This window comes from Streptomyces kronopolitis (genome assembly GCF_014646275.1).
In the GTDB taxonomy this organism is placed as follows: Bacteria; Actinomycetota; Actinomycetes; order Streptomycetales; family Streptomycetaceae; genus Streptomyces; species Streptomyces kronopolitis.
Map to the genome: position 1 here is coordinate 260,795 of NZ_BMND01000003.1, position 23,768 is coordinate 284,562.

Sequence of the window (23,768 nt, forward strand, 5' to 3'; positions counted from 1 at the left end):
GCCCGCGCTCACTGCCCGTCGGCGATCTTCCAGTCCTGCCGCTCGTTGGGCCCGTCGCTGCACGCCCAGGTGACCGCACCCTTGTCGTTCTGCATATCGGTCAGGCACTCGTTGTTGGACGTGTTGACGATGCGGGTGCGGCCGTCGGCCGCGTCCTCCAGCCGCCACTTCTGGTTCGTGGGCAGCTTGCCCGAACGGAGGTCCTCCGCGGAGACCGCCTCGATCTGGACCTCGTTGGTGCCGGCCTTCGTGTCGACGACGCTGCCCGGGGCGCTGGCCGCCTCCAGGGCGACGGTGTTGTTCTCGGGGAAGTGGTGGATGACCCACCACTGGTTGCGGCCGAACTCGTCAGCCGTCCATTTGGGGTTCTGGCCGACCTGTGTGCCGTCGGTCTGATCCCCCTGGTTGACCTGGAGGTACCAGCCGCCGTTGACGGCGCTGCGGATCGTCTGCGCCTGCGGGCCCTCGTCCTTCTTGTCGTCGCCGCCCTTGGGCGCCTTGTCCGCGGGCTTCTCCGGGGCCGACGGGGCCTGCGACGGCTGCACGGACGGCGCCGGGGGCGCCGGCTTCTTGGGCGGCTCGATCGGGCGCGCGGCCTGGCCGGGCTTCTCCTTCGCGGCGGTGGTCACCGAGGGCTGGGCGGTGAACCACAGCGCCACGAACGCCAGCACCGCCGCCATCAGCAGTGAACACAGCGCCATCGCCCAGCGCGGCAGCACCGACAGCTGAAGGTAGCTGCCGTGCAGCTCCGTCGGCTCCGGCACGCCGGCGCGCAGCGCGGAGACGGTGAAGGGGTGCTTGTTGCTGCCGCCGATCCAGCTGACCGTGCCGGGCCGGATCCGGAGCTGTGCGAAGGCGGCGCGTCCCGGGGCGACCTGCACCGAGCCCGGCTGCGCCTCGACGCTGAGGGCGTCACTGTTCTCCCGGCCGGACAGCGAGACCGTCAGCGGCTGGTTGCCGAGGTTGTCCACGGCGACCGCCGCCTTGGCACGCCACCGGCCGCGCACGGCCAACGGGACCAACTCGCAGCGGAGTTCGGTGAACGGACCGACCGTGACCTGCCCCTCGACCACATCGCGGATCTCCGGGTGCTCGGCCGGCTCGACGCGGACGCCGAACGGCGTCGGCCCGGCCACGGCGTCCGGCGTCCGCGGGGGCGCGAAGGTCACCTGCGCGGTGCCCTCGGCCCCCGGGTACAGCCGCAGCACCTCCGGCTCCACCCGCGTCCATCCCGCGGGGTCGCCGACCGGCCGCAGCCGGTACTCCTCGACGGTGTCGCCCGTGTTGCGCAGGCGCAGCCGTACGCTCGCGGCGGCACCCGGGTCAACGGTGATCGCGGCCGGTTCCAGTGAAGTCCACATACTCACCCGGGCAGTCAACTCGTCCGGCGGGCACGGGGCAGTGTCCGCGAGGGCAGAACGGGGGGCAGAGCCGGGTGTCCTGACGGCCGGTGCACGGGGCGGCTGCCCGCACGCCGGAGCGGCGCAGGGCCACCCCACGACCCGGGACACCGCAGCTCAGGCCGCCTCCGGACGTCGCCCCGCCGGCCCCCGGACACCGGCCGCACGACGCCCTCGTGGCCGAACGGGCAGCCCGCTCTGCCCCCGCCGGCGCCCGTTCGTCTCTACACCGGGGCCCGCCCGGGCGCGAGGATCGACAGCGTACGAACGGGAGCACATGACCGGCGGTGACCAGCGCGGGTCGGCAGTGAGCGGGACGGGGGAATGTCATGCGGTCGCATGACCGGCGGCCGGAATCCGGCCGCGAGCACGCACAAGCGGCCCCCGCTGCGCGCACGACCACCGCCGATGCGGCCCGGACGGCCGTGGGCCGGTCCGGACCTCTCGTCCCGGAGGCCGTCGCCGTCCTCCAGCGGACCGCGGGCAACGCGGCCTTCTCGGCCGCCCTGGCCGCCGACGAGCAGCACCGGCGCGGCGCGGGCTGCGAACACCCCGCACCGTCCGTGCAGCGCTCGCCCGTCGCGGACGTCCTGCGCACCCCGGGCCGTGCGCTCGACGACCCGGTACGGGCCGACATGGAGTCACGCCTCGGCGCCGACTTCTCCGACGTGCGCGTCCACACGGACGCCGCCGCCCACGAGTCGGCCGCGGCGGTCCAGGCCCATGCGTACACGTCCGGTGCGCACATCGTCTTCCAGCGGGGGCGCTACGACGGCTCCTCGGCGGCCGGCCGCCACATGCTCGCCCATGAGCTGACCCATGTCCTCCAGCAGCGCTCCGGGCCGGTGGCGGGCACCGACCGCGGCGACGGGACCAGGGTCTCCGACCCCGCCGACCGGTTCGAGCGGGAGGCGGAGGCGAACGCCTCGCGGGCGCTGCGCCGCACCGCGCCCGTGCAGCGCGGCACGGAGCCGGAGACGGAGGCGGGGCCGGAGCCGTCGGCATCGGCCGGGTCCGTGGTGGCCGGGCACGGCGCCCAAGTGCAGCGGGTGGAAACGGGGCCCCTGGCCGGGCAGTTGGCCGAGCCGTGCGCCGATCCCGCCGTCCAGCAGCGCGTCGAGGCCTACGACGCGCTGACCGACCAACGCCCCAAGGAGCGGCTGCACCTGCTCGGTGAGATCGCCGACCTGCTGCACCGGCACGGCGACCAGGAGCAGCTGCCGCACTTGCGGAAGGCCGTCGAGGCCGAGATGCAGCGGCAGTCCGCGCGGCTGTCCCGGCTGCGGCGCGCCACCGCCGACGAGGACGGCCCCTACGAGCTGATGACCGAGGAGGGCCTGCTCTGGAACTCCCCGGAATTCGCGCACAGCACCGGCGCGCTCGGCCTGACCGGGCAGAGCTATGTCGCCGAACTCTCGCACCGCAACCTGGCGGCCATGCGGTCGGAGAACAGGGACCGCGGGCAGAAGAAATTTTTCTCCAAGGAGCGCAGCGAGCCCGCGTGGATGGAGCCGGTGCGCCGGAAGCTGCGGCAGGCCCTGCTGGGCGCCGAATTGCACCACTACACCCCGAGCAAACGCGCACGCGCCATGCTCACCGACGGCGCCGTGCAGCCGAAGACGAGGCTGGAGCTGGAGAAGCCGGAATTCGCGCACAACACGACGGCCTATGACGAGGCGGGACTCGCCAATACCGGATTCGTCTTCTTCGTCATCGAGGCCCCGGGAGCGTTCCGCGGCACCCGTTTCGCCAAGGATCCCGAGGACGAGGTCGACACGCCGGCGTGCGTCCATCTCCCCCTCCAGCAGTCGGGTCTGCTCAGCAGCGGCTGGGTGATGCTCTCCGATTTCGCCCAGCGCGAGTACCCCGAGATCCGCTCGGCCGCGCATGACCGGGCCGACACGGACTCGGCGCTTCCCACCCGCGAACTCAAGGACCCCGCCACCCACACCCGGCTCGTCCGCAAGTTCGCCCTGGGCGCCGGTGACATCGAGGCGGACGACTTCCTCGCCGTGGCCGACCGGCCGGACGCCGAACGCGCGGCGTCCTCCCTCGTCATTCCGCAGGTCCGGGGCGATGAGAAGAGCACGCAGAACTACTACGACGACGAAGGAAAGGCCGTTTCGTACCAGGAACGGCTCTTCCAGAACATCCTGCACGGCCCCGACATCATCCCCGGTCTCACCGAACGCGCCGTGCTGGAGATCGCGCGCTTCGAGCGGAGCAATCCGAAGCTGGCGGACAGCTTGAAGGGCATGAGCGGCGAGGCCTTGATGCATTACCTCCTGAAGCACTTGCTGAGGCCGCAGGCCATGCTGCCGAAGGCGGCACGGATCGCCGAGGAGAACATCTCCTACGACGTTTCCACCTGAGTGCGACGCGCCGCCATCCCGTTTCACCCCCACGCCTACTAGGAGCAACGTTCCATGCCCAATTACCTGTCGCCCGGCGTATACGTCGAGGAGGTCGCCAGCGGATCCCGGCCCATCGAGGGCGTGGGAACCTCCGTCGCGGCCTTTGTCGGACTGGCGCCCACCGGCCCGCTGAACGAGCCGACGCTGGTGACGAACTGGTCCCAGTATGTCGCGGCCTTCAGCGAATTCACGGACGGCTACTACCTGGCGCATTCCGTGTACGGATTCTTCAACAACGGCGGGACGGCGGCATACGTCGTGCGGGTGGGCGGCACCGCCGACGGCCCGCAGCCCGCCGGGGCCTCGGAGGCGGCGCCCAGGGCGCTGACCGCCGGTGAGCCGGTGGCGCTGGGCACCTTCAAGGTCGCCGCTCTCGCGCCCGGTTCCGCCGCGGGCGGTGCGCTCACCGTCGAGGTGCAGGAGCCCGAGGGCGAGGGCGGCGCCGACCGGTTCAAGCTCGTCGTCAAGGACGGCGACAAGGTCGTCGAGAGCTTCGACGTCAGCGCGAAGAAAAGCGCCCGGAACTATGTCGTCGCGCAGGTCAAGCAGCGGTCCAAGGCGATCGTCGTCGAGGAGGCCGTCGCGGCCGCGCAGCTGGTGAAGCCGGACGCCCAGGCCGTCACGCTGACCCCGCCGGCCCCGGCGCCCGCCGCCCCCGTCGCGCGCGGCGCCGTCGAGCGGCTGGACTCCGGCCGGTTCATCGGTGACTCCGCCGACCGCACCGGCTTCGGCGGCCTGGAGGCCCTCGACGAGGTCAACATGGTCGCCGTGCCCGACCTGATGGCCTGCTACCAGCAGGGCCTCATCGACGAGGAGCAGGTCCGGGCCGTCCAGCTCGGGCTCATCGCGCACTGCGAGCTGATGGGCGACCGGATGGCCGTCCTCGACCCGCCTCCCTCGCTGAACGCCCGCGACATCCGCAAGTGGCGCCAGGAGACCGCCGGTTACGACTCCCGCTACGCGGCGCTCTACTACCCGTGGCTCAAGGTCTTCGACCCGACCTCCGGCCAGTCGCGCGTCGTCCCGCCGTCCGGCCACATGGCGGGCGTGTGGGCCCGCAACGACTCCGAGCGGGGGGTCCACAAGGCGCCGGCCAACGAGGTCGTCCGCGGGGCGGTCGATCTGGAATTGCAGATCACCCGCGGTGAGCAGGACCTGCTCAATCCGGTCGGTGTGAACTGCATCCGGTCCTTCCCCGGACGCGGAATCCGGGTGTGGGGCGCGCGGACCCTGGCATCCGATCCGGCGTGGCGCTATCTGAACGTCCGGCGCTACTTCAACTACCTCGAGGAATCGATCCTCATCGGGACGCAGTGGGTGGTGTTCGAGCCGAACGACGAGGCGCTGTGGGCCCGTATCCGGCGCAACATCTCGGCATTCCTGGTCAACGAGTGGCGCTCGGGCGCCTTGTTCGGCCAGCGGCCCGAGGACGCCTTCTACGTGAAGTGTGACGCGGAGGTCAACCCGGTCGAGTCCGTTGACCTGGGAAGGGTCATCTGCGAGATCGGCATCGCGCCGGTCAAGCCCGCCGAGTTCGTGGTCTTCCGGCTGGCGCAGTTCTCCGGAGGCGGCGGAGAACTGGAGGAATAATCCTCCCTCCCGTTCCCTCCCCTCGCCCGTACCGGCATTCTCCTACCTACCGCAACAGGAGTGAAATCTCATGGCCTTTCAGCCAGGTGATGCAATTGCAACACACAATTTCGGCCTCCAGATCGACGGCGTCATGGTCGAATACCTTCAGGAGGTCAGCGGCCTGACCATGGAGCAGGACGTCATCGAATACCAGCAGGTGTCGGCGGCCGGAAAGCCCGTCGTGAAGAAGATGCCCGGCACGAAGAAGGCCGGCGAGTGCACGGTGACCCGCGGTATGACGGAGAGCTCCGCGTTCAGCGAATGGATCAACAAGTCCATCGCGGGTGACATGGGTTCGGCCCGCAAGAACGCCACCATCATGATGATGGACTACCAGAACAACCCGGTGAAGCGTTACAACATGCGCAATGCCTGGTGCAGCAAGGTGGAGACCAGCGGGGTCAAGGCGGGCGACGCGGCCGCGCTGACCGAGCAGGTCACCATCGTCTTCGAAGAGTTGGTCATCGAATAATGCGGCGCGCAGGCCCGGGAGCGCGGACGGCCGCCCCGGCGAATACGGCACCGCCGGCGGACGCCGCACCGGCGGCGGAGACGGCGGGCGCGGCAGCCGTGCCCCGTGCGGCGGTGCGTGAACCACTGCGGACGGAGTTCGAGTTCGAGCTGCCGCGCGGATTCGTCGACGAGTCCGGCACCGTCCACCGCAACGGCGCGATGCGTCTGGCGACGGCGCGGGACGAATTGATTCCGCTGCGGGATGTGCGCGTACGCGAGAACCCGGCGTATCTGTCGGTCGTGCTGCTCGGCCGGGTCATCACCCGGCTCGGCACGCTCGGGTCCGTGCACGACGGAACGGTGGAGAACATGTTCGCCTCCGATCTGGCCTTTCTGCAGGACTTCTACCGGCAGATCAACGCCGAGGGGCACACCCGTGCCGCCGTGGCCTGCCCGCATTGCGAGGAGTCCTTCGAGGTGGAGCTGGCCGGGAGCCGCCTGGGGGAATCGTGACGTACGCGGCTGGTCGGATCGAGGAGGAAGTCGCCTATCTGGCCTACCACTTCCACTGGGGGCTGGACGACATTCTCGACCTCGAACACGCCGACCGGCGCGCGTACGTGGCACAGAGCGCGGCCCTGGTCGAGCGGGCCGAAGGGAAGCAGTGACGGGGGATGAGTGTGTTGGGGTGGCTGCGGGGGCCGCGGGGTGCGCGGGGCGTGCGGGGCGCGGAGCGTGTGCGGGAGTCGGAGGCCGGGACATCGGTGGAGGCGGCCGGGAGTGAGGGAAGCCCGGCGGGTCAGGGCGCCCGGGGGAGCGGCCGGGCGGGTGGCTGGGCTGCGGTGCCTCCCGTCCAGCGGGTCCTGGGGGCACCCCGCACCGTCGCGGAGACCGGCTTCGCCGCGTCGCTGAGCGCGCACCGCGATCCGTCCTTCGGCGGCGAACTCGGCCATGACGTACGCGCCTCGGCACCCGCCGGAATGCTCCACGGCGTCCTCACCCCCCTTCCGGCAAGCGGTGTGGGGACCCCGCTCGGCCTCGACCTCCCGGCTCTGCGACTGCCGGTGGCGGGGCGGGGCGGGGAGGAGGGCGTGGGGGAGGTTGCGGGTGGGGTTGTGGGTGAGGCTAGGGCGTTTGGGGCGGGGGGCTCGGGTGGTTCGGTGGGCGGGGGCGGTAGTGGTGTGGGGGCGGCGCGTCGGGGTTTGAAGCGGGCGGTGGATGTTCAGCGGGTGTCGGGGGTGTCGGGGGTGTCGGCGCGGTCGGGGCCGTCGGCTTCTTCTGTCGCGTCTGCCGCGTCTGCCGCGTCTGCGCCGTCGGATTCGTCTGCGTCTTCTGCGTCGTCTGCCGCGTCTGCGCGGTCGAGGGCGGGGGCGTTGGGGTCTTCCGCGTCGGTGGTCAGGGTGCGGGAGTCGGTGCGTCCCGCGTTGGTGTCGGCGCCGCGGGCGGCCGGTCTGCCGGTGCGCCGGGTGAGGGCGGTGGGCAAGGGGCCGGCCTCCTCGGCTGCGTCCGGACCTGCGGCGTCGGCTGCCGCAGCGCCCAGGCCGGTTGCCGCAGCGCCGGTGTCGGCTGCTGGGGACTCGGCACCTGACATTGGGGCGTCCGCGCCGGTCATCCGGGCGTCCGCGCCGGTCATCGGAGCGTCGGCACCGGTTGTCGCCGACCCGGCGCGCGGGGCCGATGCCCGGCCCACAGCTGTCCCGGGCCCGATCCCCCTGCCGGGATCCGGGGCACCCGCCGCACCCTCCGGGGAGGCGGCGGTGACGCCGGCCCCTGTCGCTGTACCGCCCGATACTCCCGTGCGGGCAGTACAGCGACGGGCGGCCGTGCGCCGGGCACCGGGGGCCGCACCGGAATCGGGAGGTCCACCCGTGGTCGTCCCCGAGGCGAGTGGCCCCGGTCGTGGCCTTGGTCGTGGCCCGGATCCCGTGACCGCGTCGCCGGGCAAGCCGGGTGGAGAGGGAGCGTCTAGGCCGGTGTCGGCGACCAAGCCTGCGGGCGAGGGGGCGACCGCGTCTGCGCCGTTGTCGGCGCCCACGCCTCCGTCGTCGGTCGCGTCTGCATCCCCGTCCCGGGCGGTGCCGGCTTCTGCGCCCGCTTCCCGGCCCGTGCCGTTGTCCGCGCCTGCTCCTGCGCACCAGCCTGGGCCTCCGCCCGCGTCTGCGCCCGCTTCCGCGCCTGCGCCTGCGCCCGCGTCTGCGTCGCGGCCCGGGCCGTTGTCTGTGCCTGCGTCCGGGCCCGGGCCTCTGCCCGCGTCTGCGCCCGCGCCCACTGCGGCATCCCCTTCCACCCCCACGTCCGCCTCCCCGCCCACGCCCGCTGACGCGTCCCCGTCTCAGGCGAAGCCCGTCCCCGCCGTTCGGCCGGGCGCGCAAGAGTCGCGGACGGAGCGGCCTCAGACGGGCAACTCCGTACAACGCACGACGTCAACGCGGCCACTGCGGGCGGGACTTGGGGCACCGATTCAGTCTTCCGGCAGGCCCATCGAGCCGGCGAAGCTGCCCGAGACCGGCGGATCAGAGGCCACCGCCGCGCAGAGTGGGATACGGACGCGGGCCACGGCCCAGGAGAACGTCACTGCCCCTGCCCCTGCGCCTGACCCTGCACCCGCAGCCCCGAGCACTGGTCCCGCCCGCAATACGATGCGCGCGGCGTCGGGGGACGAGCGTCGGGAGGTGCAACGGTCGGCGAGCGCCGATGCGCCCTCGGGACCGACGCGCGATGCCGCAGGGAACCTCCAGCCCATGCCGCGTACCGGTCGCCGGCGCCCACTGATCGGCGCACCGTTCGTACCGCGTGAGCGGTCGGAGGGGGCGAAGGGTGCGACGGCTCCAACCCCCGTTCAACGGGCGGGTACACCGTCGGCCACGCCCTCGCCCGCCCCGGCGCCCAGGCCGGTTACCTTCGAAGCCGGGCCGACGCCTGTGCAGCGTGCGAATGTGCCGTCGGCCCCGTCGGCCCCGTCGGCCCCGTCGGCTGCGTCGCCGCGTGACGCTGCGGTGTCGCCGTCGGCCGTCCCCAAGGTGGTGACGCCCGTCCAGCGCGCGAGTGCACCCTCGTCGGTACCGTCACGTGACCCCGCCGTCCCGACTGCTCCCCACGAACTCGGCCCCGTACCCGTGGGACCGACACCGGACACATCCCGCCAGGCCGTCGTACAACGGGCCGCCGCACGCACGGCACGCACCGCACCACGCGCCACACACGTAGCGGGAGGGAGCGACGCGTCGTCGCCGCAGGCTTCGGTCCGGGACGCAGGGACGTCCCCCACGCCCACCCCCGCACCGATGGGTGAGGCGACGAGGGCGAGGAGGGCCAATGTCGCGCCTGACGCCTCCGGAGCACAGTCGTTGCTGCGTACGGCGGTTGAGGCGGCACCGCCGCAGCCGGGCCCCCGGCCGGGTGTGCGGCGCGCCCCGCTCGCGACGGCACGGGCACTGGTCTCCCGGGAGTTCGGCCAGAACAGCAGCGGACACCTCGGGCGAACCGGAACCCCGACACCGCCCGCAGGGCTTCGCACCACGCCCGCCGCACCGCTGCGAGCAACGCCCACCAGCACACCCCACCCGGGAAACCCGACACAGCAAGCACCGGCTCCGCACCCCGTGGCCCCGCAGCCACTCACCTCACCACGGACCCTGCAGCGAGCCTCAACTGCCGTGCCCTCAGCCCCACCGGCCCAACCCCTAATGCCCCTCGCAGCCCCAACACCAGCCCTGGCAGCACCGTCTGCCCCCGCCATGCCCTCCACCCCAGCCACACAACGACGCACCCTCACGTCACCCACGCCACCAGTCCCACCCATCGCACCCTTGGTCGCCCCCGCCTCCCCGGCCCCGCTCGTGACCACCCGCGCGCCTCACCCCGTACAACGCACCCGCCACGCCACACCCACAACCCCCACGGTCACCTCAGCTGGCACCCCCACAAGTGCCCCGCCGACCACCCCACCACCTCCCTCGCTAAACACCCCAACAAACACCTCCCCACCACCCCCCACCCCCCTCCAGCGCACATCCGCACCCCCCAACCGCCCCTCACCCCCCGCTCCCACCTCAGCCCCAACCCCAACCCCAACCCCAACCGCACCCCCCACCACCCCCGCCGAGCTGGACGAACTCGCCCGCCGCCTAGTGACGCCGCTGTCCCGACTGCTACGGGCCGAACTGCGCAGCGACCGCGAACGCATCGGCCGACTACGCGACCGCGGCCGCTGACCCAACCGACCGCCGCCGGCCACCACCCCCTCAGCCGGACCCCACCCCCTCAGCCACTCCCTCACCCACCCACCCACCCAGAAAGCCACCCCATGCCCGCGACCCAGGACCCCGGATCCACCGTCTTCTTCAAGTTGTCCATCGACGGCCAGGACCTCGGGCTGTTCAACGGCTGTGACGGGCTGGCCTCCGAGGTGGAGGTGGAGCAGCGGCAGGAAGGCGGCAACAACGGATTCGTCTGGCAGCTGCCCACCCGCGTGACGCACTCCACGATCCGTCTCACCCGCCCGCTCACCGCCGACACCTCCCGCGTGGCGGCCTGGATCTCGTCCATCGCCACCGGTATCCGCCGGCCCACCGCCCAGATCGCCGCCCTGCGCGCCGACGGTTCGATCGTCGCGCAGTGGGGGCTGGTGGAGGTGCTGCCCGTGCGGTGGCAGGGGCCGAGTCTGGACCCGGCCAGCCCGGGGGTGGCGACCGAGACGCTGGAGATCGCGCACCACGGATTCACCGACGCGGGAGGTGCCTGAGATGCCCGCGCCGACCGGCGGCAAGGCGGGCGCGAGCCTCGTGCGGGCCGCGCTCGCGATCCATCAGCCCCCCACCGACCTCGGCGGCTCGCTCGGCGGCCGGATCGGTGAGGTGGAGTTCCAGTTCAACCCGACCCAGTTGCAGCTCGGGCGGGAGGCGGAGTGGCACACCCAGGCCGCCGTCGCCTACACGCGCGGCGCCCCGCCGAAGTTCACGGGTGCCCGGCCGGCCACGCTCCAGCTGGAGGTGTTCCTGGACGCCTCCGGCACCCCCAACGCAGGGAAGGTGCAAAAGCAGGTGGAACTCCTGCTCTCCTGCTGCGAGGTGACCCCGCAGAGCGTCAGCTCCAAGCGCCCGTCGCCGCCGTGGGTCCGCTTCTCCTGGGGGGCGTTCAACACCGTGCAGTTCGTCGCGTACGTGACGAGCGTCAGCGCCACCTACACGCTGTTCAACCCGACCGGCGAGCCGATCCGCGCCACCTGTTCGCTGTCCCTCACCGAGGTGGCGATGCCCACCAAGGGACAGAACCCCACCTCCGGCGCGCTCTCCGCCCGCCGCATCCACCGCACGGTCGCGGGCGACTCGCTGGCCTCGCTGGCGTGGCGGGAGTACGGGGACGCGACCCGCTGGCGGCTGATCGCGGAGGCGAACGAGATCGACGACCCGATGCGGCTGCGGCCCGGCACCGAGCTGCTGCTGCCCGCCGCCGACGAGGGCCCGCCCGAGGGCGGTCCCGTCCACAGCCCCACCGGGCACCCCACCCTCCAGGAGGCCCAGCGATGAGCGAGAAGACGTACACCAGCGTGCTGCACGTCGAGATCGGCGGCACGGTGCTGCCCGACCGGCTCGCCGCCCTCCTCACCGAGGGCTGGGTGGACGCCAGCGTCAACGTCCCGTCCGCCTTCCAGCTCACCTTCTCCGACCGCGGCTCCGACATCCTCCAGACCTTCCCGCAGCTGAAGATCGGCGCGAAGGCGGTGCTGTCGCCCTTCACCGACGGGCAGCGCGGCACCCCCATGCTGACCGGCGAGATCACCGCCCTCGAAGTGGACGCGGACGCGAGCGGCAAGTCGCTGGTGGTCCGGGGCTACGACCCCGGGCACCGGCTGCTGCGCAACCGCCGCGTCGCGGGCTACCCCCAGATGACCGCGAGCGATATCGTGCGCCGCCTCGCCGGCCGCAACAAGCTCGCCCTCGGCACGGTGGAGGCCACCCGTACCGTCTACGAGCTGGCCACCCAGCCCAACATCACCGACTGGGACTTCCTGCTGCGGCTGGCCCAGGAGAACGACGTCCACCTCTCCTTCGACCCGCAGGGCAAGCTGCGGTTCGCCAAGCTGGCCCCCGCCTCCTCCGCGCCCGCCGACACCACCCCGGCCGCGCAGAGCCCCTACGTCCTGGAGTTCGGCCACAACGCGCTGCACAGCCGGATCGCGGTCACCGCCGCCGGGCAGGTCGCCAAGGCGGGCGCGCGCGGCTGGGACATGCGCGCCAAGCGCGCCCTGTCCGCCGAGTCCCCGGCCACGACCAGCAAGGACATCGTCGCCGACCTCGCGCCCGGAGCGCTCAGCAAGCCCTTCGGCAGCTCCGAACTCACCGCCACGGACACCCCGTTCACCACCCAGGCCCAGGTCACCCATGCCGCCCGGGCGCTCGCCGACGACGTGGCGGGCTCGTTCGCCGAACTGGAGGTGGCGGTCACCGGGAACCCCCAGCTGACCCCGGGCCGGCCGGTCGCCCTCAAGGGAGCCGGCTTCCCGTTCGAGGGGAAGTACACCGCGACCGGCGTACGCCATGTCTTCGAGTCCGGACGGCAGTTCACCACCTGGCTGACCGTCTCGGGCCGGCAGTTCCGGTCGCTGTACGGGCTCGCCTCCGGCGGCGCGGAGGCGGCGCCGCCGATGCCGGGGGTGGCGATGGCACTGGTCAGCAACGCCAAGGACCCGCTGAAGCTGGGCCGGGTCAGGCTGCGTTTCCCCTGGCTGTCGGACACCTACGAGAGCGACTGGTGCCGGGTGGCGCAGCTGGGCGGGGTACGGGGCGGCGGGCTGATCCTTCCCGAGGTCGGCGACGAGGTGCTGTGCGCCTTCGACCGGGGCTCGCTGGAGCATCCGTACGTCCTGGCCGGGCTCTACAACGGCAGGGACAAGCCGACCCCCGACCCGGACGGGCTGCCCGCGGTGGACCCGACCAGCGGCCGCATCAACTGGCGCTCCCTCGCCTCCCGCAGCGGCCACACCGTCGAGCTGGTCGACGCCAAGTCCCGGATGAAGAGCGGCATCCGGCTGCAGACCGGCAACGGCAGGCTCACCGTCCACCTCGACGAGACGCGCACCCAGGTCACCGTCCGCAGCGACGGCTCCGTCTCCATCACCGGGACGAGGAACGTGAGCATCAGGGCGGGCGGCAATCTGTCGCTGACCGCGGGCGGCTCGCTGACGATGAGCGCCGGCGGGGCGGTCGACATCAAGGCGGGCGCGAAGTTCGGCGTCATGGCGGGCGCCGTCGCGGACATCAACGCGACCGGCGCCATCAGCCTGAAGTCGGCCGGCGCGGTGGCCGTCAACTCCGTCGGCGCGGTCTCCGTCAGCGCGGTCGGCGCGGTGGCCGTCAACGCCGGTGCCGCGGCGGCCATCAACTCGCCGGCCACGGTCACGCTGAACGCACCGGCCGTCCTGCGCAACGGCATTCCGTTCTAGGGGATCCAGGGGATCCAGGGGATCTAGGGGGCGTGAGGAACGTGAGGGACGTGTATTCCAAGGGGGGCACCGGACATGAGTGAGCAGTTCGTCGGCGCGGGCTGGACCTTCCCGCTGCGCACCGACCCGGCCGGCGGCATCGCGCTGGCCCGCCGCGAGCGCGAGATCGAGGAGTCGATCCGGCTCGTCCTGGCCACCGCGCCCGGTGAGCGGCCGATGCGGCCGGAGTTCGGCTGCGCGGTGCACGACATGGTCTTCGCGCCGGTCAACGAGGCCACGGCCGGCCGCATCCGCTACGAGGTGCGGTCCTCGCTCGACCGCTGGGAGCCGCGCATCGAGGTCCAGGACGTCGAGGTGAGCCCGGCGCCCGACGAGCCGTCCGTGCTCTTCATCGACGTGCGCTACAGCGTGCGCGGCACCAACAACCCGCGCAGCCTCGTCTTCCCCTTCTACGTGATCCCGTCCTCGGAGTCACCGTCCACCGAAAGCGACGCCTGATGGCCCTGCCCGCACCCCACCTCGACGACCGCCGCTTCCAGCAGTTCGTCGACGACGCCAAGCGCTATGTCCAGCAGCGCTGCCCCGAGTGGACCGACCACAACGTCTCGGACCCCGGTGTGACCCTCATCGAGGCCGTCGCGCACATGGCCGACCAGATCGTCTACCGCCTCAACCGGGTGCCGGAGAAGAACCACCTCGCCTTCCTCGACCTGCTCGGCGTCACCCTCTTCCCGCCCTCCGCGGCCCGCGCCGACGTCACCTTCTGGCTCTCCGCCCCGCAGCCCGAGCCGGTGGTGCTGGCCGCCGGGACGGAGGTGGCCACCGGCCGCACCGAGACCGAGGAGGCGGTGTCCTTCGCCACCGAGGACGATCTGACCGTCGTGCCCTGCGAACTGGACGCCGTACTGCGGCAGGAGGCGGGGACCACCCCCGTCGACTGCAGCCAGGACATCTTCGCCGGCAGCGATGTCGCCGTCTTCACGGCCGCCCCGCAGCCGGGGGACTGCCTGCTGTTCGGGCTGTCGGCGGCGGTGCCGCGGTGCGCGGCCGTCCTGCGGCTGGACAGCCGGGTGGACGGCGTCGGCGTCGACCCGCGCCAGCCGCCGCTGGTCTGGGAGGCGTGGACCGCCGACGGGTGGATCGGGTGCGAGCTGGCGGAGGACTCCACCGGCGGCCTCAACCGGCCCGGCGAGGTCGTGCTGCACGTCCCCGCGGGGCACCTCGTCTCGCGGGTCGGCCGCACCGACTCCGCCTGGCTGCGCTGCCGGGTCGTGGAGGCCGCACCCGGCCAGCCCTTCTACAGCGCCTCGCCGACCGTCCGGTCCGCGTCCGCGTTCACCATCGGCGGCACGACCGCGGTCGCGCACGCCGAGGTGGTGCGGGACGAACCGCTCGGTGAGTCCGCGGGCGTGCCCGGCCAGCGGCTGCGCCTGGCCCAGGCGCCGGTCGTCGCCGACCGCCCGCCGCTCCGGCTGGAGGTCTCCGACGGGGACGGCTGGCAGGAGTGGCAGGTCGTCCCCGACTTCGCCGCCTCGGGCCCGTACGACCGGCACCTCACCCTCGACGCGTCCACCGGCGAGATCGCCTTCGGCCCGGCCGTGCGCCAACCGGACGGCGAGGTGCGGCAGTTCGGGGCGGTGCCGCCCAAGGGCGCGGTGCTGCGGGCCGCGTACTACCGCACCGGCGGCGGGCGCAGCGGCAACGTGGCGCGCGGCGCGATCCAGGTGCTGCGCAGCTCCATCCCGTTCGTGGCGCGGGTGGAGAACCGGGAGGCGGCGCGCGGCGGGGTCGACGGCGAGACGGTGCGGGAGGCGAAGGTGCGGGCACCGATCGCGCTGCGCGCCCAGGAACGGGCCGTGACCGCCCGCGACTACGAGGAGCTGGCCCGGCGCGCGGCCCCCGAGGTGGCCCGGATCGCCTGCCTCGCGGTCGACCCCGCGGAGCCCACCGCGGGTGCGAGCACCGGCACGGCGGGGCAGGGCGGCGCGGCGGTCCGGACCGGCGAGAACGCCGTGCGCGTCCTGGTCGTCCCGCAGGCCGTCCCGGACCGCGGCGGACGCCTGCGCTTCGAGCAGCTGGTACCCGGCGAGGAACTCCTCGGCCGGATCACCGGGTTCCTGGACGAGCGCCGCCCCCTGGGCACCCGCCTCGCCGTCGGCCCGCCCTTTTACCAGGGCGTCACGGTCGTCGCGACGCTGCACTCCTTCCGGGCCGCGCACGCCGAGCGGGTGCGGGCCGAGGCCCTGGACGCGCTGTACGCCTACCTCGACCCGCTGACCGGCGGCGCGCACGGGGACGGCTGGCCGTTCGGCCGCCCCCTGCGCTCCGGTGAGATCTTCGCGGCCCTGCAGCGCGTACCCGGTGTGGAACTCGTCGACGAGGTCCTGCTGCACCCCGCCGACCCGCTCACCGGCCGCCGCGGCGATGCCACCGACCGCATCGAACTCGCCCCGTCCGCCGTGCTGTTCCCGTTCGACCACCGCGTCCGCGTGATCGAGGCACGATGAGGGGCACCCCCGCGGCGTCGGTGACCCCGCACCCCCTGGGCGCGGCGCTGCCCGCCGTCTACGCCGACGACGACTTCACCCAGCGCTTCGTGGCGGGCCTCGACGTGGTCCTCGCCCCGCTCTTCCACGTGCTCGACTGCCTGGAGAGCTACTTCACGCCGGCCCTCGCCCCGGAGGACTTCATCGACTGGCTGACGAGCTGGGTCGGCACCGAACTCGACGGCACGGAACCGCTGGCCACCCGCCGCCGCGCGGTGGCCACGGCCGTCTCGCTGCACCGCGTCCGCGGCACCCGGCGCGGCCTGTCCGAGGCGGTCCACCTGGCCTTCGGCGTACGCCCGGAGATCGCCGAGAGCGGCGGCGCGACCTGGTCCGCCCGCCCCCTCGGCCCGTTCCCCGGCTCCCCGGGCCCCGGCCTGCGGGTGACCCTGCGGGTCCGCGACCCCGCCGCCACCGACCCGCACCGCCTGCACGCCGTCGTCGCGGCGGCCCGCCCCGCCCACCTCCCCTTCACCGTCGAGGTGGCTCCGCTCCTCGCCCCCTGAAGCCCGCCCCGCGCGTGCCGACGCCACGCCCGAAGCCCTCTCCGAAGGAACCTGCCCCATGGCCACCGACCACCCCACCTGCCCGGACTGCGGCGCCCCGGCCCCCCAGACGGGCCAGTCCTTCTGCGACTCCTGCGGCGCCTTCCTCCGCTGGGACCGCCCCACGACCCCCACGCCCCCGACGACTTCACACCCCACACCCCCGGCCCCCGCACCACCCGCGTCCCCACCGGACACGGCCCGGGCCCATCCCGCGACGAGCGGCCCGGACGACGGCACCGGGCGCCCGGCTGCCCCGTACGCCACCCCCGGACGCCCGGCCGCCCCGCACGCCGGCGCTAGGCCCGCCGCCACCGATCCCCGGACCGGCGCACCGGCCCCCGGGGGCGCCACCCCACCCTCCGACCCGCACCGGCCCGGCGCCGAGGACCCGACCACCCCGCTCCCGGCAACCGCCGCAGCCCCCGGCGAGGGTCCGGCGCACCCCTCCACACCCGCCGCGAGGCCCGCCCCGCCCGGCGAGCGCCAGGTCTCCGAGACCGGCATCCGCGCCCTCCTGGTCCCCGTACCGGACGCCCTGCCCACGGCGCCCCCCGAGGCACCCGGCGGCGTGCTGCCCGGCCGTCCCGAAGCGGCCCGGCCCCGCGTCCGCACCCCGCATGCCGCCCCCGAGCCCGAGAACGCGCTGCCCTGCCCGACCTGTGCCAAGCCCAACGCCCCGGCCCGCCACTTCTGCCACAGCTGCGCCACCCCCCTCACCCCCTCCACCCGCCCGGAGGCCGAGGGCCCGTACGCCGGGGAGCGCCCGCGCCTGCACCGCGACCGCACCCGGTGGATCACCCGCGCCGTGGTGGCCGCCGCCCTCGCCGCGGTGGTGGCGGGCGGCATCATCGGCGGTCCACCGGCCGCCCGGGCCGTCCAGGACCACTTCGCCGACCGCGTCCAGGTGCCCGCCGCCACCTGGAAGGCCTCGCACTCCGGCCCCGGACACGGCGCGAAGCTCGCCTTCGACACCTACTCCAACACCTGGTGGGGCACCGGCTACTCGGGCGCCTCCGACGGCCAGTACCTGGAGGCCGGCTTCGGCCAGCCCACCGACCTGCTGAACGTGGTGATCACACCCGGCGCCTCCGCCCGCACCCCCCAGGCCGCCGACCCGGCCCGCCCCCACGAGTTCGACGTCCTCGTCACCGACTCCGCCGGCCAGCAACACCTCTCCCACTACCGCCTCAACGACGGCGGCCCCCAGAACATCGACGTCCACGTCCGCGCCGCCCTCACCGTCCGCCTCATCCTCCACTCCGCCTACGGCACCACCGACAAAAAGCAGGTCGCCATCGCAGAACTGGAGTTCTTCGGACGGTCGGGGGGCTAGGCGGGGGTGGCGGGGCCGGCCGCCTCGGCCACCCCGTTCGGGGTGGCCCGCAACCACGAACTCCAGCCGGTTCACGTCTCTGGTCGCAGCCAGCGCATGCGTGGCGTCCGTGCGCTGCCGCTTGCTCGCTCTGACCGGCCCGGCCGCCCTCAGCTCCGCATGGCCTCGGGGCGTTGCAGCATCCACAGGTGGACGCCGCTGCCGCTTCTGACGGTTGCGGTCGGAGGCAGCGCGACGACTGCCGGCGACCAGCGGGGCGTTCAGCGCGGTGGCCCGTCCGGCGAGGGCTGCCAGCCGCCCGCGTCCGGAAGGTCTGCGCTGCTGAGCCAGTGCGAAACCTCGGGGCTGCCAGGGACGGCGGGGGCCATCAGGCCAGGGGCCGTCGGCGATCTCGCAGTGCCAGCCGTCGTCCGGCGACCGAGGTACTCATCGAGGCCGCGCCGATCGGCCTGCTCCCGGCGCATGCGAAGGTCCGGCGGGACGGGTACCGGGGAGAGACGGGGCCGACCGGCACGGCGTAGCAGGTGACCCGCCATTGCCCGCGTCCCTGCTTGGCGGCGTGGGCTCGTGTGCTGCTGGTTGGCCCATGAGGTTCGAGTCCCCGGCGGAAGCCACAAACGCGGGCTGGTCGTGCCGCGCCCCGGCGATCTGCCCTGAGTGTTGCAGACACTGCTTGCCCCGGTTCACCGGGGACCGTCCGGCGATCCATTGGCGCACTCACGCGGCGTCCGTCCCCAAGGGCCATGACGAGATTCGCCGGGGACGGCTCCGGTCTCAGAAGAACGTCTTGTCCCAGTCGCCTGCGACAAGCGCCCGGACCGCGTTGCCGAAGCCGCTGGCGACCCGCTGGATTCCGGCGTCACCGGCGAGGTAGACGTCGCTGTTGTCGGCCAGCAGAACGGCCTCCTGCGTATCGGTGGCCGTTCCGACAAGCACGACGGGACGGCCGATGCGCTTGCCGAAGATGCGCACACTCCTGGGGAGTGAGTGCGCCGAGTCCATCGTCTCCTCCACCGAGGTGGTGAGGAACGTCTCGCTGAAGCGGTAAGACCAGGTCACGGTGAACTCGCCATAGGTTTCGAGGAATTCCCGGATACCAGCCGTGAATTCGAATCCTTCCTCTTCGTATCGTCGACGCGCCTCCGCGATATCCAGAGGGTGGATCTCAAAACGGGCCCTGTCGGCAAGGGAGTTCCGCAGCGCTTCGAGTTCCCGACGTTCGGTGTTCCCGTTCATCCCGTGAGTACCTCTCGTCCGAATCCCGGCACCCAAGTCTGGCAGTTGGCGCACATCTTGAACTTCTTTCCCTTGGGGTTGACGGTCACCAGGTCGATGTTCTTGGGATCCGCGCCGACCGGCAGAAGCTCGGTCCTGGCGCAAAGTCCCAGAGAAGTCCCAGACATGCCGCCGCACCCCCTCCTGTCCCGTATTCACGCAGGGCAGAAAGGGTGCGGCGGCACCCGCCCCTCAGATGTCCCGGAAGATCTCGATCTGCGCCCCGATCGAGTTGAGGCGTTCCGCCAGGTCCTCGTAGCCGCGGTTGATGACGTAGACGTTGCGCAGGACGGAGGTGCCCTCGGCGGCCATCATGGCCAGGAGGACGACGACGGCGGGGCGCAGGGCCGGGGGGCACATCATTTCGGAGGAGCGCCAGCGGGTGGGGCCGTCGAGGAGGACCCGGTGCGGGTCGAGGAGTTTGACCTGGGCGCCGAGGCGGTTGAGGTCGGTGAGGTAGATGGCGCGGTTGTCGTAGACCCAGTCGTGGATGAGGGTCTGGCCCTGGGCGCTGGCCGCGATGGCCGCGAAGAAGGGGACGTTGTCGATGTTCAGGCCCGGGAACGGCATCGGGTGGATCTTGTCCAGGGGGGCCTGGAGCTTGGAGGGGCGGACCGTCAGGTCGATCAGGCGCGTGCGGCCGTTGTCCGCGGCGTACTCCGGGCTGCGCTCGTGGTCCAGACCCATCTCCTCCAGGACCGCCAGCTCGATCTCCAGGAACTCGACGGGGACGCGGCGGATGGTGAGTTCCGACTCGGTCACCACGGCCGCGGCCAGCAGGCTCATGGCCTCGACCGGGTCCTCGGAGGGGGCGAAGTCCACATCGCGTTCGATGTGCGCGGTGCCGTGGACGGTGAGGGTGGTGGTGCCGATGCCGTCGACCCGGACGCCCAGCTCCTCCAGGAAGAAACACAGGTCCTGGACCATGTAGTTGGAGGAGGCGTTGCGGATGACCGTGACGCCGTCGTGGCGGGCGGCGGCCAGCAGCGCGTTCTCGGTGACGGTGTCGCCGCGTTCGGTCAGCACGATCGCGCGCTTGGGGGAGACGGCGCGGTCCACCTCGGCGAGGTAGGTGCCGTCGGTCGCGGTGATCTCCAGGCCGAAGTGGCGCAGCGCCGTCATGTGCGGGGTCACGGTCCGGGTGCCGAGGTCGCAGCCGCCCGCGTAGGGCAGTTTGAAGTGGTCCACGCGGTGCAGCAGCGGGCCGAGGAACATGATGACGCTGCGGGTGCGGCGGGCCGCCTCGGTGTCCATCGCGTCGAGGTCGAGTTGGGCGGGCGGCACGATCTCCAGGTCGTTGCCGTCGTTGATCCACCGGGTCCGTACGCCGATGCTGCCCAGCACTTCGAGGATGCGGTAGACCTCCTCAATGCGGGCCACCCGGCGCAGAGTTGTGCGGCCGGCGTTCAGCAGCGTGGCGCACAGCAGCGCCACGCAGGCGTTCTTGCTCGTCTTCACGTCGATGCCGCCGGACAGCCGGCGGCCGCCGACCACCCGCAGATGCATCGGCCCGGCATAGCCGAGCGAGACGATTTCACTGTCGAGCGCCTCGCCGATTCGGGCGATCATCTCAAGGCTGATGTTCTGATTCCCGCGCTCGATGCGGTTGACCGCGCTCTGGCTGGTGCCGAGCGCCTCCGCGAGTTGTGACTGGGTCCAGCCACGGTGCTGCCGCGCGTCACGGATGAGCCTGCCGATGCGTACGAGGTAGTCGTCTGCCATGAGGTGAACGTATCTCAGATATGAGATGGGTGCGCAATTGCTCTTGCCTGGGTTGTTCTCCTACTATGCGAACAAGTGAAGGGGAGTCATGAAGGCGGTTACCGAGTCTCAGGGGGAGTCATGAAACGTGTGCAGGGTGCCGTTCCGGCCCGGGGCGGCCGGCGGCGGGCCGTGGTCGCCGCCGGTCCGTTCCTCGTCGTGTTCCTCACGCTCGCCGGAGTCTGGACGGCGCTGTCGGGGCGGCTGCCCGACCCGCTCGCCACCCATTTCCGGGCCGCGGGCCGGGCCGACGGCTTCACCTCCGTACAGGGCTTCGCGACCACGTCCCTCGCCCTTCTCCTGCTCTTCGGCGCCGTGGTCGGCTTCTTCGTCCAGCTGCGGCCGGATGCCCCCGAGGCGCCCTGGGTGATCGCCGGCGGGTACACCCTCGCCACCGTGTGGGGTTACGCCGTGTGCGTGACGCTGCTGAGCAACGCCGACGTGGCCGAGGTGTCCACCGTTCGGGTGCCGCCGTGGATCCTGGCCCTCAGCATCCCGGTGGCGCTGCTCGCCGGGGCGCTGGGGCGGCTGCTCGCCGGAGCGGCACCCGCCGGGCCCCGCCGGCCGCGCGGAGCGGTGTCCCGGCTCGACCTCCCTGCGGCCGAGACGGCCGGCTGGTCACGCACCATCAGCTCGCACCCGCTGTTCGTGCTGGGGGGCCTGCTGCTCGGTGCCGGGCTGGCCGTCGGCTCCCTCGCGGATTGGGCCGGCGGCGTGGGCCTGCTGTTCGGCGCCGCCGTGGTCCTGCCGATGGCCTCCGTCCGGGTGACCGTGGACCGGCGGGGGCTGACCCTCGCGCCGACGCTGCTGTCCTCGCGCTGCCGCTTCCGGCGGATCCCCCTGGACCGCATCGCGGAGGCCGGCAGCCGGCGGATCGCCTGCTTCGCCGAGTTCGGCGGCTGGGGCTACCGCATCAGCGCCGGCCGCAGCGGCTTCGTGCTGCGCTCGGGAGAGAGCATGGTGGTACGGCTGACCAACGGCAGGGAGTTCGTGGTGACGGTCGACGACGCCGCGACCGCCGCCGCACTGCTCAACACGTACGCCGACCGCGCCCGTTCGCACCAAGGAGGCTGAGGTGCTCTTCCGCGTCGACCCCGGCTCGTCCGTCCCGCTCGGCGACCAGATCGCGGCCTGTGTCCGCGGCGCCGTCGCCGACGGCACGGTGGACGCCGGCGAGCGGCTGCCCGCCGCCCGCGAACTCGCCGCCTCGCTCGGCGTGAACGTCCATACGGTGCTGCGGGGTTACCAGCGGCTCAAGGAGGAGGGCCTGATCGAACTCCGCCGCGGCCGCGGCGCGATGGTCACCGGCTCCGCCTCCCCCGCCCGCGCCCGCCTGGGCGAGACCGCCGAGCGCCTGATCGCCGAGGCCCGCCATCTGGGCCTCTCCGACGAGGAGATCGTCACGGTGGTACGGACGGGGCTGACGGGGCGGTGAGAGGGCGCCCACCCCGGTGAGAGGGCACGGGCCTCCTACCGCCGCCCTCAGTCGTTGAGGAACCCCAGATCCAGCCGCCGCAGCCGTGCCGGGTCGGCGAGGATGTCGATCTCGACGACCTTCCCGTGGGCGAGGGTGAAGCCCATGACCGACAGCGGCTGCCCGTCCGGCGCCGTGACCAGCCCGGGGGCGCCGTTGACCAGTGCGAGCCGGGCGAACGGCGCGAACCCGGAGAACAGCAGGGCCTGTTCGACGACCGCCCGCGCCCCGCGCACCAGCTTCGTCATCCCGCCGCGGGCACTCCCGCCGTCGGCGCGCAGCACCACGTCCGGGTCGAGGACGGCGAGCAGCGCGTCGAAGTCGCCGCCGCGCGAGGCGGCGAGGAAGGCCTCGACCACCTCCCGCTGCCGGGCGAGATCGGGGTCGGGGGCCGGGGCGGTGCCCTGGACGCGCCGCCGGGCCCGGCTGGCGAGCTGCCGGGCGGCGGCGGGCGTGCGGTCGACGATCGGCGCGATCTCGTCGAAGGGCAGCGCGAACATGTCGTGCAGGACGAAGGCCAGCCGTTCGGCGGGGGAGAGGGTCTCCAGGACGACGAGCAGCGCCAGCCCCACGGAGTCGGCCAGCACCGCCGCGTCCTCCGGGCCGTCGGCGTCCAGCCGGCGCACGACCGGCTCGGGGACATGCACCTCCAGCGGCTCCTCGCGCCGGGCCGAGCGCCGGCGCAGCTGGTCCAGGCACACCCGCCCCACGACCGTCGTCAGCCAGCCGCCCAGATTCTCCACACCGTCCGCGCCGGACCGGTCGAGCCGCAGCCAGGCCTCCTGGACGGCGTCCTCCGCCTCGGTCGGCGACCCCAGCATCCGGTAGGCCACCGCCCGCAGATGGCTCCGGTTCTCCTCGAAGCGCGCCGCCAGCCACTCGTGCTCATCCATCCGCCTCACCCTTCCCCCGTTCCGCTTCCCGCGGGTTCCGTCCCCGCAGGGTTCAGTCCCCGCAGGGTTCTGTCACCGTCATGACGTATCCGGCGGGACGAACGTGACACGGGGGCGGCGACGGGCTCAGCGTTTTCCTCGGCACGCTGCCGGGAGCGGCCGACGAGCGGGACGCGCCTTCGGCGGCGGGGCCGCGCGCCCGCTCAGCTCTCGGCGATCTCGCGCACCTCGGCGGTGACGGTCCAGTGCTCCGGGTGGATCCGCAGGAACCGCTCGGTCCACTCCAGCGCCTCGGCCTTGTCCTTGCACCGGGTGAGCGCGTAGCCGCCGACGACGTCCCCGTCCCCGGTGAAGGGCCCGTCGGTCCGCCGCAACGCCCCGTCGGACCAGGTGATCCGGGTGCCCTGCGAGGTCGGGGTGAGGCCGGCCGTCTCCAGCATCACCCCCGCCTTGGTGATCTCCTCGAACAGCGCGCCCATCCGCCCCTCGAACTCCGGGTCGGGACTCTCGGCGGGGGCGTTCCGCTCGCCGATGCGGACCATGGTCAGAAAACGCGGCACGGTGACTCCTCGGTCGGGACGACGGCGCCGGCCCC

20 protein-coding genes are annotated in these 23,768 nt (G+C 72.9%); 14 read left to right on the forward strand and 6 right to left on the reverse strand.

The window, feature by feature from the left end:
- Positions 1 to 8: 8 nt before the first annotated feature.
- Positions 9 to 1,361: an RICIN domain-containing protein gene (locus IEY78_RS05440; RefSeq protein WP_373294071.1), complete on the reverse strand. Its 1,353-nt coding sequence runs from the start codon at positions 1,359 to 1,361 to the stop codon at positions 9 to 11.
- A gap of 368 nt (positions 1,362 to 1,729) precedes the next feature.
- On the opposite strand from IEY78_RS05440, the gene IEY78_RS34185 reads away from it, so the two are divergent.
- The 5 genes from IEY78_RS34185 to IEY78_RS05465 all read left to right on the forward strand — a co-directional run bounded on the left by IEY78_RS34185 (position 1,730) and on the right by IEY78_RS05465 (position 6,567).
- Positions 1,730 to 3,772 (forward strand): eCIS core domain-containing protein, encoded by a 2,043-nt coding sequence (locus tag IEY78_RS34185; protein ID WP_229699720.1) that lies wholly within the window; start codon positions 1,730 to 1,732, stop codon positions 3,770 to 3,772.
- Positions 3,773 to 3,826: 54 nt separating this feature from the next.
- Positions 3,827 to 5,404, forward strand: coding sequence for a phage tail sheath subtilisin-like domain-containing protein (locus tag IEY78_RS05450; protein WP_189096415.1), 1,578 nt, complete (start codon positions 3,827 to 3,829; stop codon positions 5,402 to 5,404).
- A gap of 70 nt (positions 5,405 to 5,474) precedes the next feature.
- Entirely contained in the window at positions 5,475 to 5,918 is a 444-nt protein-coding gene (locus IEY78_RS05455) for a phage tail protein (RefSeq protein ID WP_189096416.1), read from the forward strand.
- Entirely contained in the window at positions 5,918 to 6,412 is a 495-nt protein-coding gene (locus IEY78_RS05460; protein ID WP_189096417.1) for a hypothetical protein, read from the forward strand. Before IEY78_RS05455 ends, IEY78_RS05460 begins: the two co-directional genes overlap by 1 nt.
- The gene (locus tag IEY78_RS05465; RefSeq protein WP_189096418.1) at positions 6,409 to 6,567 is read left to right on the forward strand and encodes a DUF6760 family protein; all 159 of its coding nucleotides are present in this window, start codon (positions 6,409 to 6,411) and stop codon (positions 6,565 to 6,567) included. The genes IEY78_RS05460 and IEY78_RS05465 overlap by 4 nt, the downstream gene beginning before the upstream one ends.
- A gap of 554 nt (positions 6,568 to 7,121) precedes the next feature.
- Here IEY78_RS05465 and IEY78_RS05470 read toward each other — a convergent pair.
- A complete protein-coding gene (locus IEY78_RS05470) occupies positions 7,122 to 7,382 on the reverse strand; it encodes a hypothetical protein (RefSeq protein ID WP_189096419.1) in 261 nt (86 codons plus the stop codon).
- Between the two features lie 2,823 nt (positions 7,383 to 10,205).
- Here IEY78_RS05470 and IEY78_RS05475 point away from each other — a divergent pair.
- From IEY78_RS05475 to IEY78_RS05505, 7 genes are all read left to right on the forward strand, one after another.
- On the forward strand, positions 10,206 to 10,643 hold the full coding sequence (locus IEY78_RS05475; RefSeq protein WP_189096420.1) for a phage tail protein: 438 nt from the start codon (positions 10,206 to 10,208) through the stop codon (positions 10,641 to 10,643).
- 1 nt (position 10,644) lies between these two features.
- Positions 10,645 to 11,427, forward strand: a complete 783-nt coding sequence (locus tag IEY78_RS05480; RefSeq protein ID WP_189096421.1) for a CIS tube protein — start codon at positions 10,645 to 10,647, stop codon at positions 11,425 to 11,427.
- A complete protein-coding gene (locus IEY78_RS05485) occupies positions 11,424 to 13,343 on the forward strand; it encodes a VgrG-related protein (RefSeq protein ID WP_189096422.1) in 1,920 nt (639 codons plus the stop codon). The genes IEY78_RS05480 and IEY78_RS05485 overlap by 4 nt, the downstream gene beginning before the upstream one ends.
- Positions 13,344 to 13,418: 75 nt before the next feature.
- Complete coding sequence (locus IEY78_RS05490) at positions 13,419 to 13,841, forward strand: GPW/gp25 family protein (protein WP_189096423.1); 423 nt, start codon at positions 13,419 to 13,421, stop codon at positions 13,839 to 13,841.
- On the forward strand, positions 13,841 to 15,850 hold the full coding sequence (locus IEY78_RS05495; RefSeq protein WP_189096424.1) for a putative baseplate assembly protein: 2,010 nt from the start codon (positions 13,841 to 13,843) through the stop codon (positions 15,848 to 15,850). The genes IEY78_RS05490 and IEY78_RS05495 overlap by 1 nt, the downstream gene beginning before the upstream one ends.
- Positions 15,847 to 16,395 (forward strand): phage tail protein, encoded by a 549-nt coding sequence (locus tag IEY78_RS05500; protein WP_189096425.1) that lies wholly within the window; start codon positions 15,847 to 15,849, stop codon positions 16,393 to 16,395. Before IEY78_RS05495 ends, IEY78_RS05500 begins: the two co-directional genes overlap by 4 nt.
- A 58-nt stretch (positions 16,396 to 16,453) precedes the next feature.
- Complete coding sequence (locus IEY78_RS05505) at positions 16,454 to 17,770, forward strand: NADase-type glycan-binding domain-containing protein (RefSeq protein ID WP_189096426.1); 1,317 nt, start codon at positions 16,454 to 16,456, stop codon at positions 17,768 to 17,770.
- Between the two features lie 774 nt (positions 17,771 to 18,544).
- On the opposite strand, the gene IEY78_RS05510 is transcribed toward IEY78_RS05505, so the two are convergent.
- Complete coding sequence (locus IEY78_RS05510; protein ID WP_189096427.1) at positions 18,545 to 19,006, reverse strand: SUKH-3 domain-containing protein; 462 nt, start codon at positions 19,004 to 19,006, stop codon at positions 18,545 to 18,547.
- Between the two features lie 231 nt (positions 19,007 to 19,237).
- Positions 19,238 to 20,767 carry a helix-turn-helix domain-containing protein gene (locus tag IEY78_RS05515; RefSeq protein ID WP_189096428.1) on the reverse strand — a complete coding sequence of 510 codons (1,530 nt, stop codon included), beginning with the start codon at positions 20,765 to 20,767 and terminating at the stop codon, positions 19,238 to 19,240.
- A 120-nt stretch (positions 20,768 to 20,887) separates the two neighbouring features.
- Here IEY78_RS05515 and IEY78_RS05520 point away from each other — a divergent pair, with 120 nt between their 5' ends.
- Both IEY78_RS05520 and IEY78_RS05525 read left to right on the forward strand, forming a co-directional pair.
- Positions 20,888 to 21,880, forward strand: a complete 993-nt coding sequence (locus IEY78_RS05520) for a DUF1648 domain-containing protein (protein WP_189096429.1) — start codon at positions 20,888 to 20,890, stop codon at positions 21,878 to 21,880.
- Position 21,881: 1 nt separating this feature from the next.
- Complete coding sequence (locus IEY78_RS05525) at positions 21,882 to 22,241, forward strand: GntR family transcriptional regulator (protein WP_189096430.1); 360 nt, start codon at positions 21,882 to 21,884, stop codon at positions 22,239 to 22,241.
- 47 nt (positions 22,242 to 22,288) lie between these two features.
- Here the strand turns inward: IEY78_RS05525 and sigJ are convergent, their stop codons facing one another.
- Entirely contained in the window at positions 22,289 to 23,173 is an 885-nt protein-coding gene (gene sigJ / locus IEY78_RS05530) for an RNA polymerase sigma factor SigJ (protein WP_189096431.1), read from the reverse strand.
- 203 nt (positions 23,174 to 23,376) lie between these two features.
- Positions 23,377 to 23,733 (reverse strand): YciI family protein, encoded by a 357-nt coding sequence (locus IEY78_RS05535; protein ID WP_189096432.1) that lies wholly within the window; start codon positions 23,731 to 23,733, stop codon positions 23,377 to 23,379.
- Positions 23,734 to 23,768 lie beyond the last annotated feature (35 nt).

What these genes read in the sequence shown, in the direction of transcription:
- IEY78_RS05455 (WP_189096416.1), top strand. Translation starts at nt 5,475, where the DNA reads ATGGCCTTTCAGCCAGGTGATGCAATTGCAACACACAATTTCGGCCTC.
- IEY78_RS05500 (WP_189096425.1), top strand. Translation starts at nt 15,847, where the DNA reads ATGAGGGGCACCCCCGCGGCGTCGGTGACCCCGCACCCCCTGGGCGCG.
- IEY78_RS05480 (WP_189096421.1), top strand. Translation starts at nt 10,645, where the DNA reads ATGCCCGCGCCGACCGGCGGCAAGGCGGGCGCGAGCCTCGTGCGGGCC.
- IEY78_RS05450 (WP_189096415.1), top strand. Translation starts at nt 3,827, where the DNA reads ATGCCCAATTACCTGTCGCCCGGCGTATACGTCGAGGAGGTCGCCAGC.
- IEY78_RS05515 (WP_189096428.1), bottom strand. Translation starts at nt 20,767, where the DNA reads ATGGCAGACGACTACCTCGTACGCATCGGCAGGCTCATCCGTGACGCG.
- IEY78_RS05505 (WP_189096426.1), top strand. Translation starts at nt 16,454, where the DNA reads ATGGCCACCGACCACCCCACCTGCCCGGACTGCGGCGCCCCGGCCCCC.
- IEY78_RS34185 (WP_229699720.1), top strand. Translation starts at nt 1,730, where the DNA reads ATGCGGTCGCATGACCGGCGGCCGGAATCCGGCCGCGAGCACGCACAA.
- IEY78_RS05440 (WP_373294071.1), bottom strand. Translation starts at nt 1,361, where the DNA reads ATGTGGACTTCACTGGAACCGGCCGCGATCACCGTTGACCCGGGTGCC.
- IEY78_RS05475 (WP_189096420.1), top strand. Translation starts at nt 10,206, where the DNA reads ATGCCCGCGACCCAGGACCCCGGATCCACCGTCTTCTTCAAGTTGTCC.
- sigJ (WP_189096431.1), bottom strand. Translation starts at nt 23,173, where the DNA reads ATGGATGAGCACGAGTGGCTGGCGGCGCGCTTCGAGGAGAACCGGAGC.
- IEY78_RS05520 (WP_189096429.1), top strand. Translation starts at nt 20,888, where the DNA reads ATGAAACGTGTGCAGGGTGCCGTTCCGGCCCGGGGCGGCCGGCGGCGG.
- IEY78_RS05490 (WP_189096423.1), top strand. Translation starts at nt 13,419, where the DNA reads ATGAGTGAGCAGTTCGTCGGCGCGGGCTGGACCTTCCCGCTGCGCACC.
- IEY78_RS05495 (WP_189096424.1), top strand. Translation starts at nt 13,841, where the DNA reads ATGGCCCTGCCCGCACCCCACCTCGACGACCGCCGCTTCCAGCAGTTC.
- IEY78_RS05485 (WP_189096422.1), top strand. Translation starts at nt 11,424, where the DNA reads ATGAGCGAGAAGACGTACACCAGCGTGCTGCACGTCGAGATCGGCGGC.
- IEY78_RS05510 (WP_189096427.1), bottom strand. Translation starts at nt 19,006, where the DNA reads ATGAACGGGAACACCGAACGTCGGGAACTCGAAGCGCTGCGGAACTCC.
- IEY78_RS05460 (WP_189096417.1), top strand. Translation starts at nt 5,918, where the DNA reads ATGCGGCGCGCAGGCCCGGGAGCGCGGACGGCCGCCCCGGCGAATACG.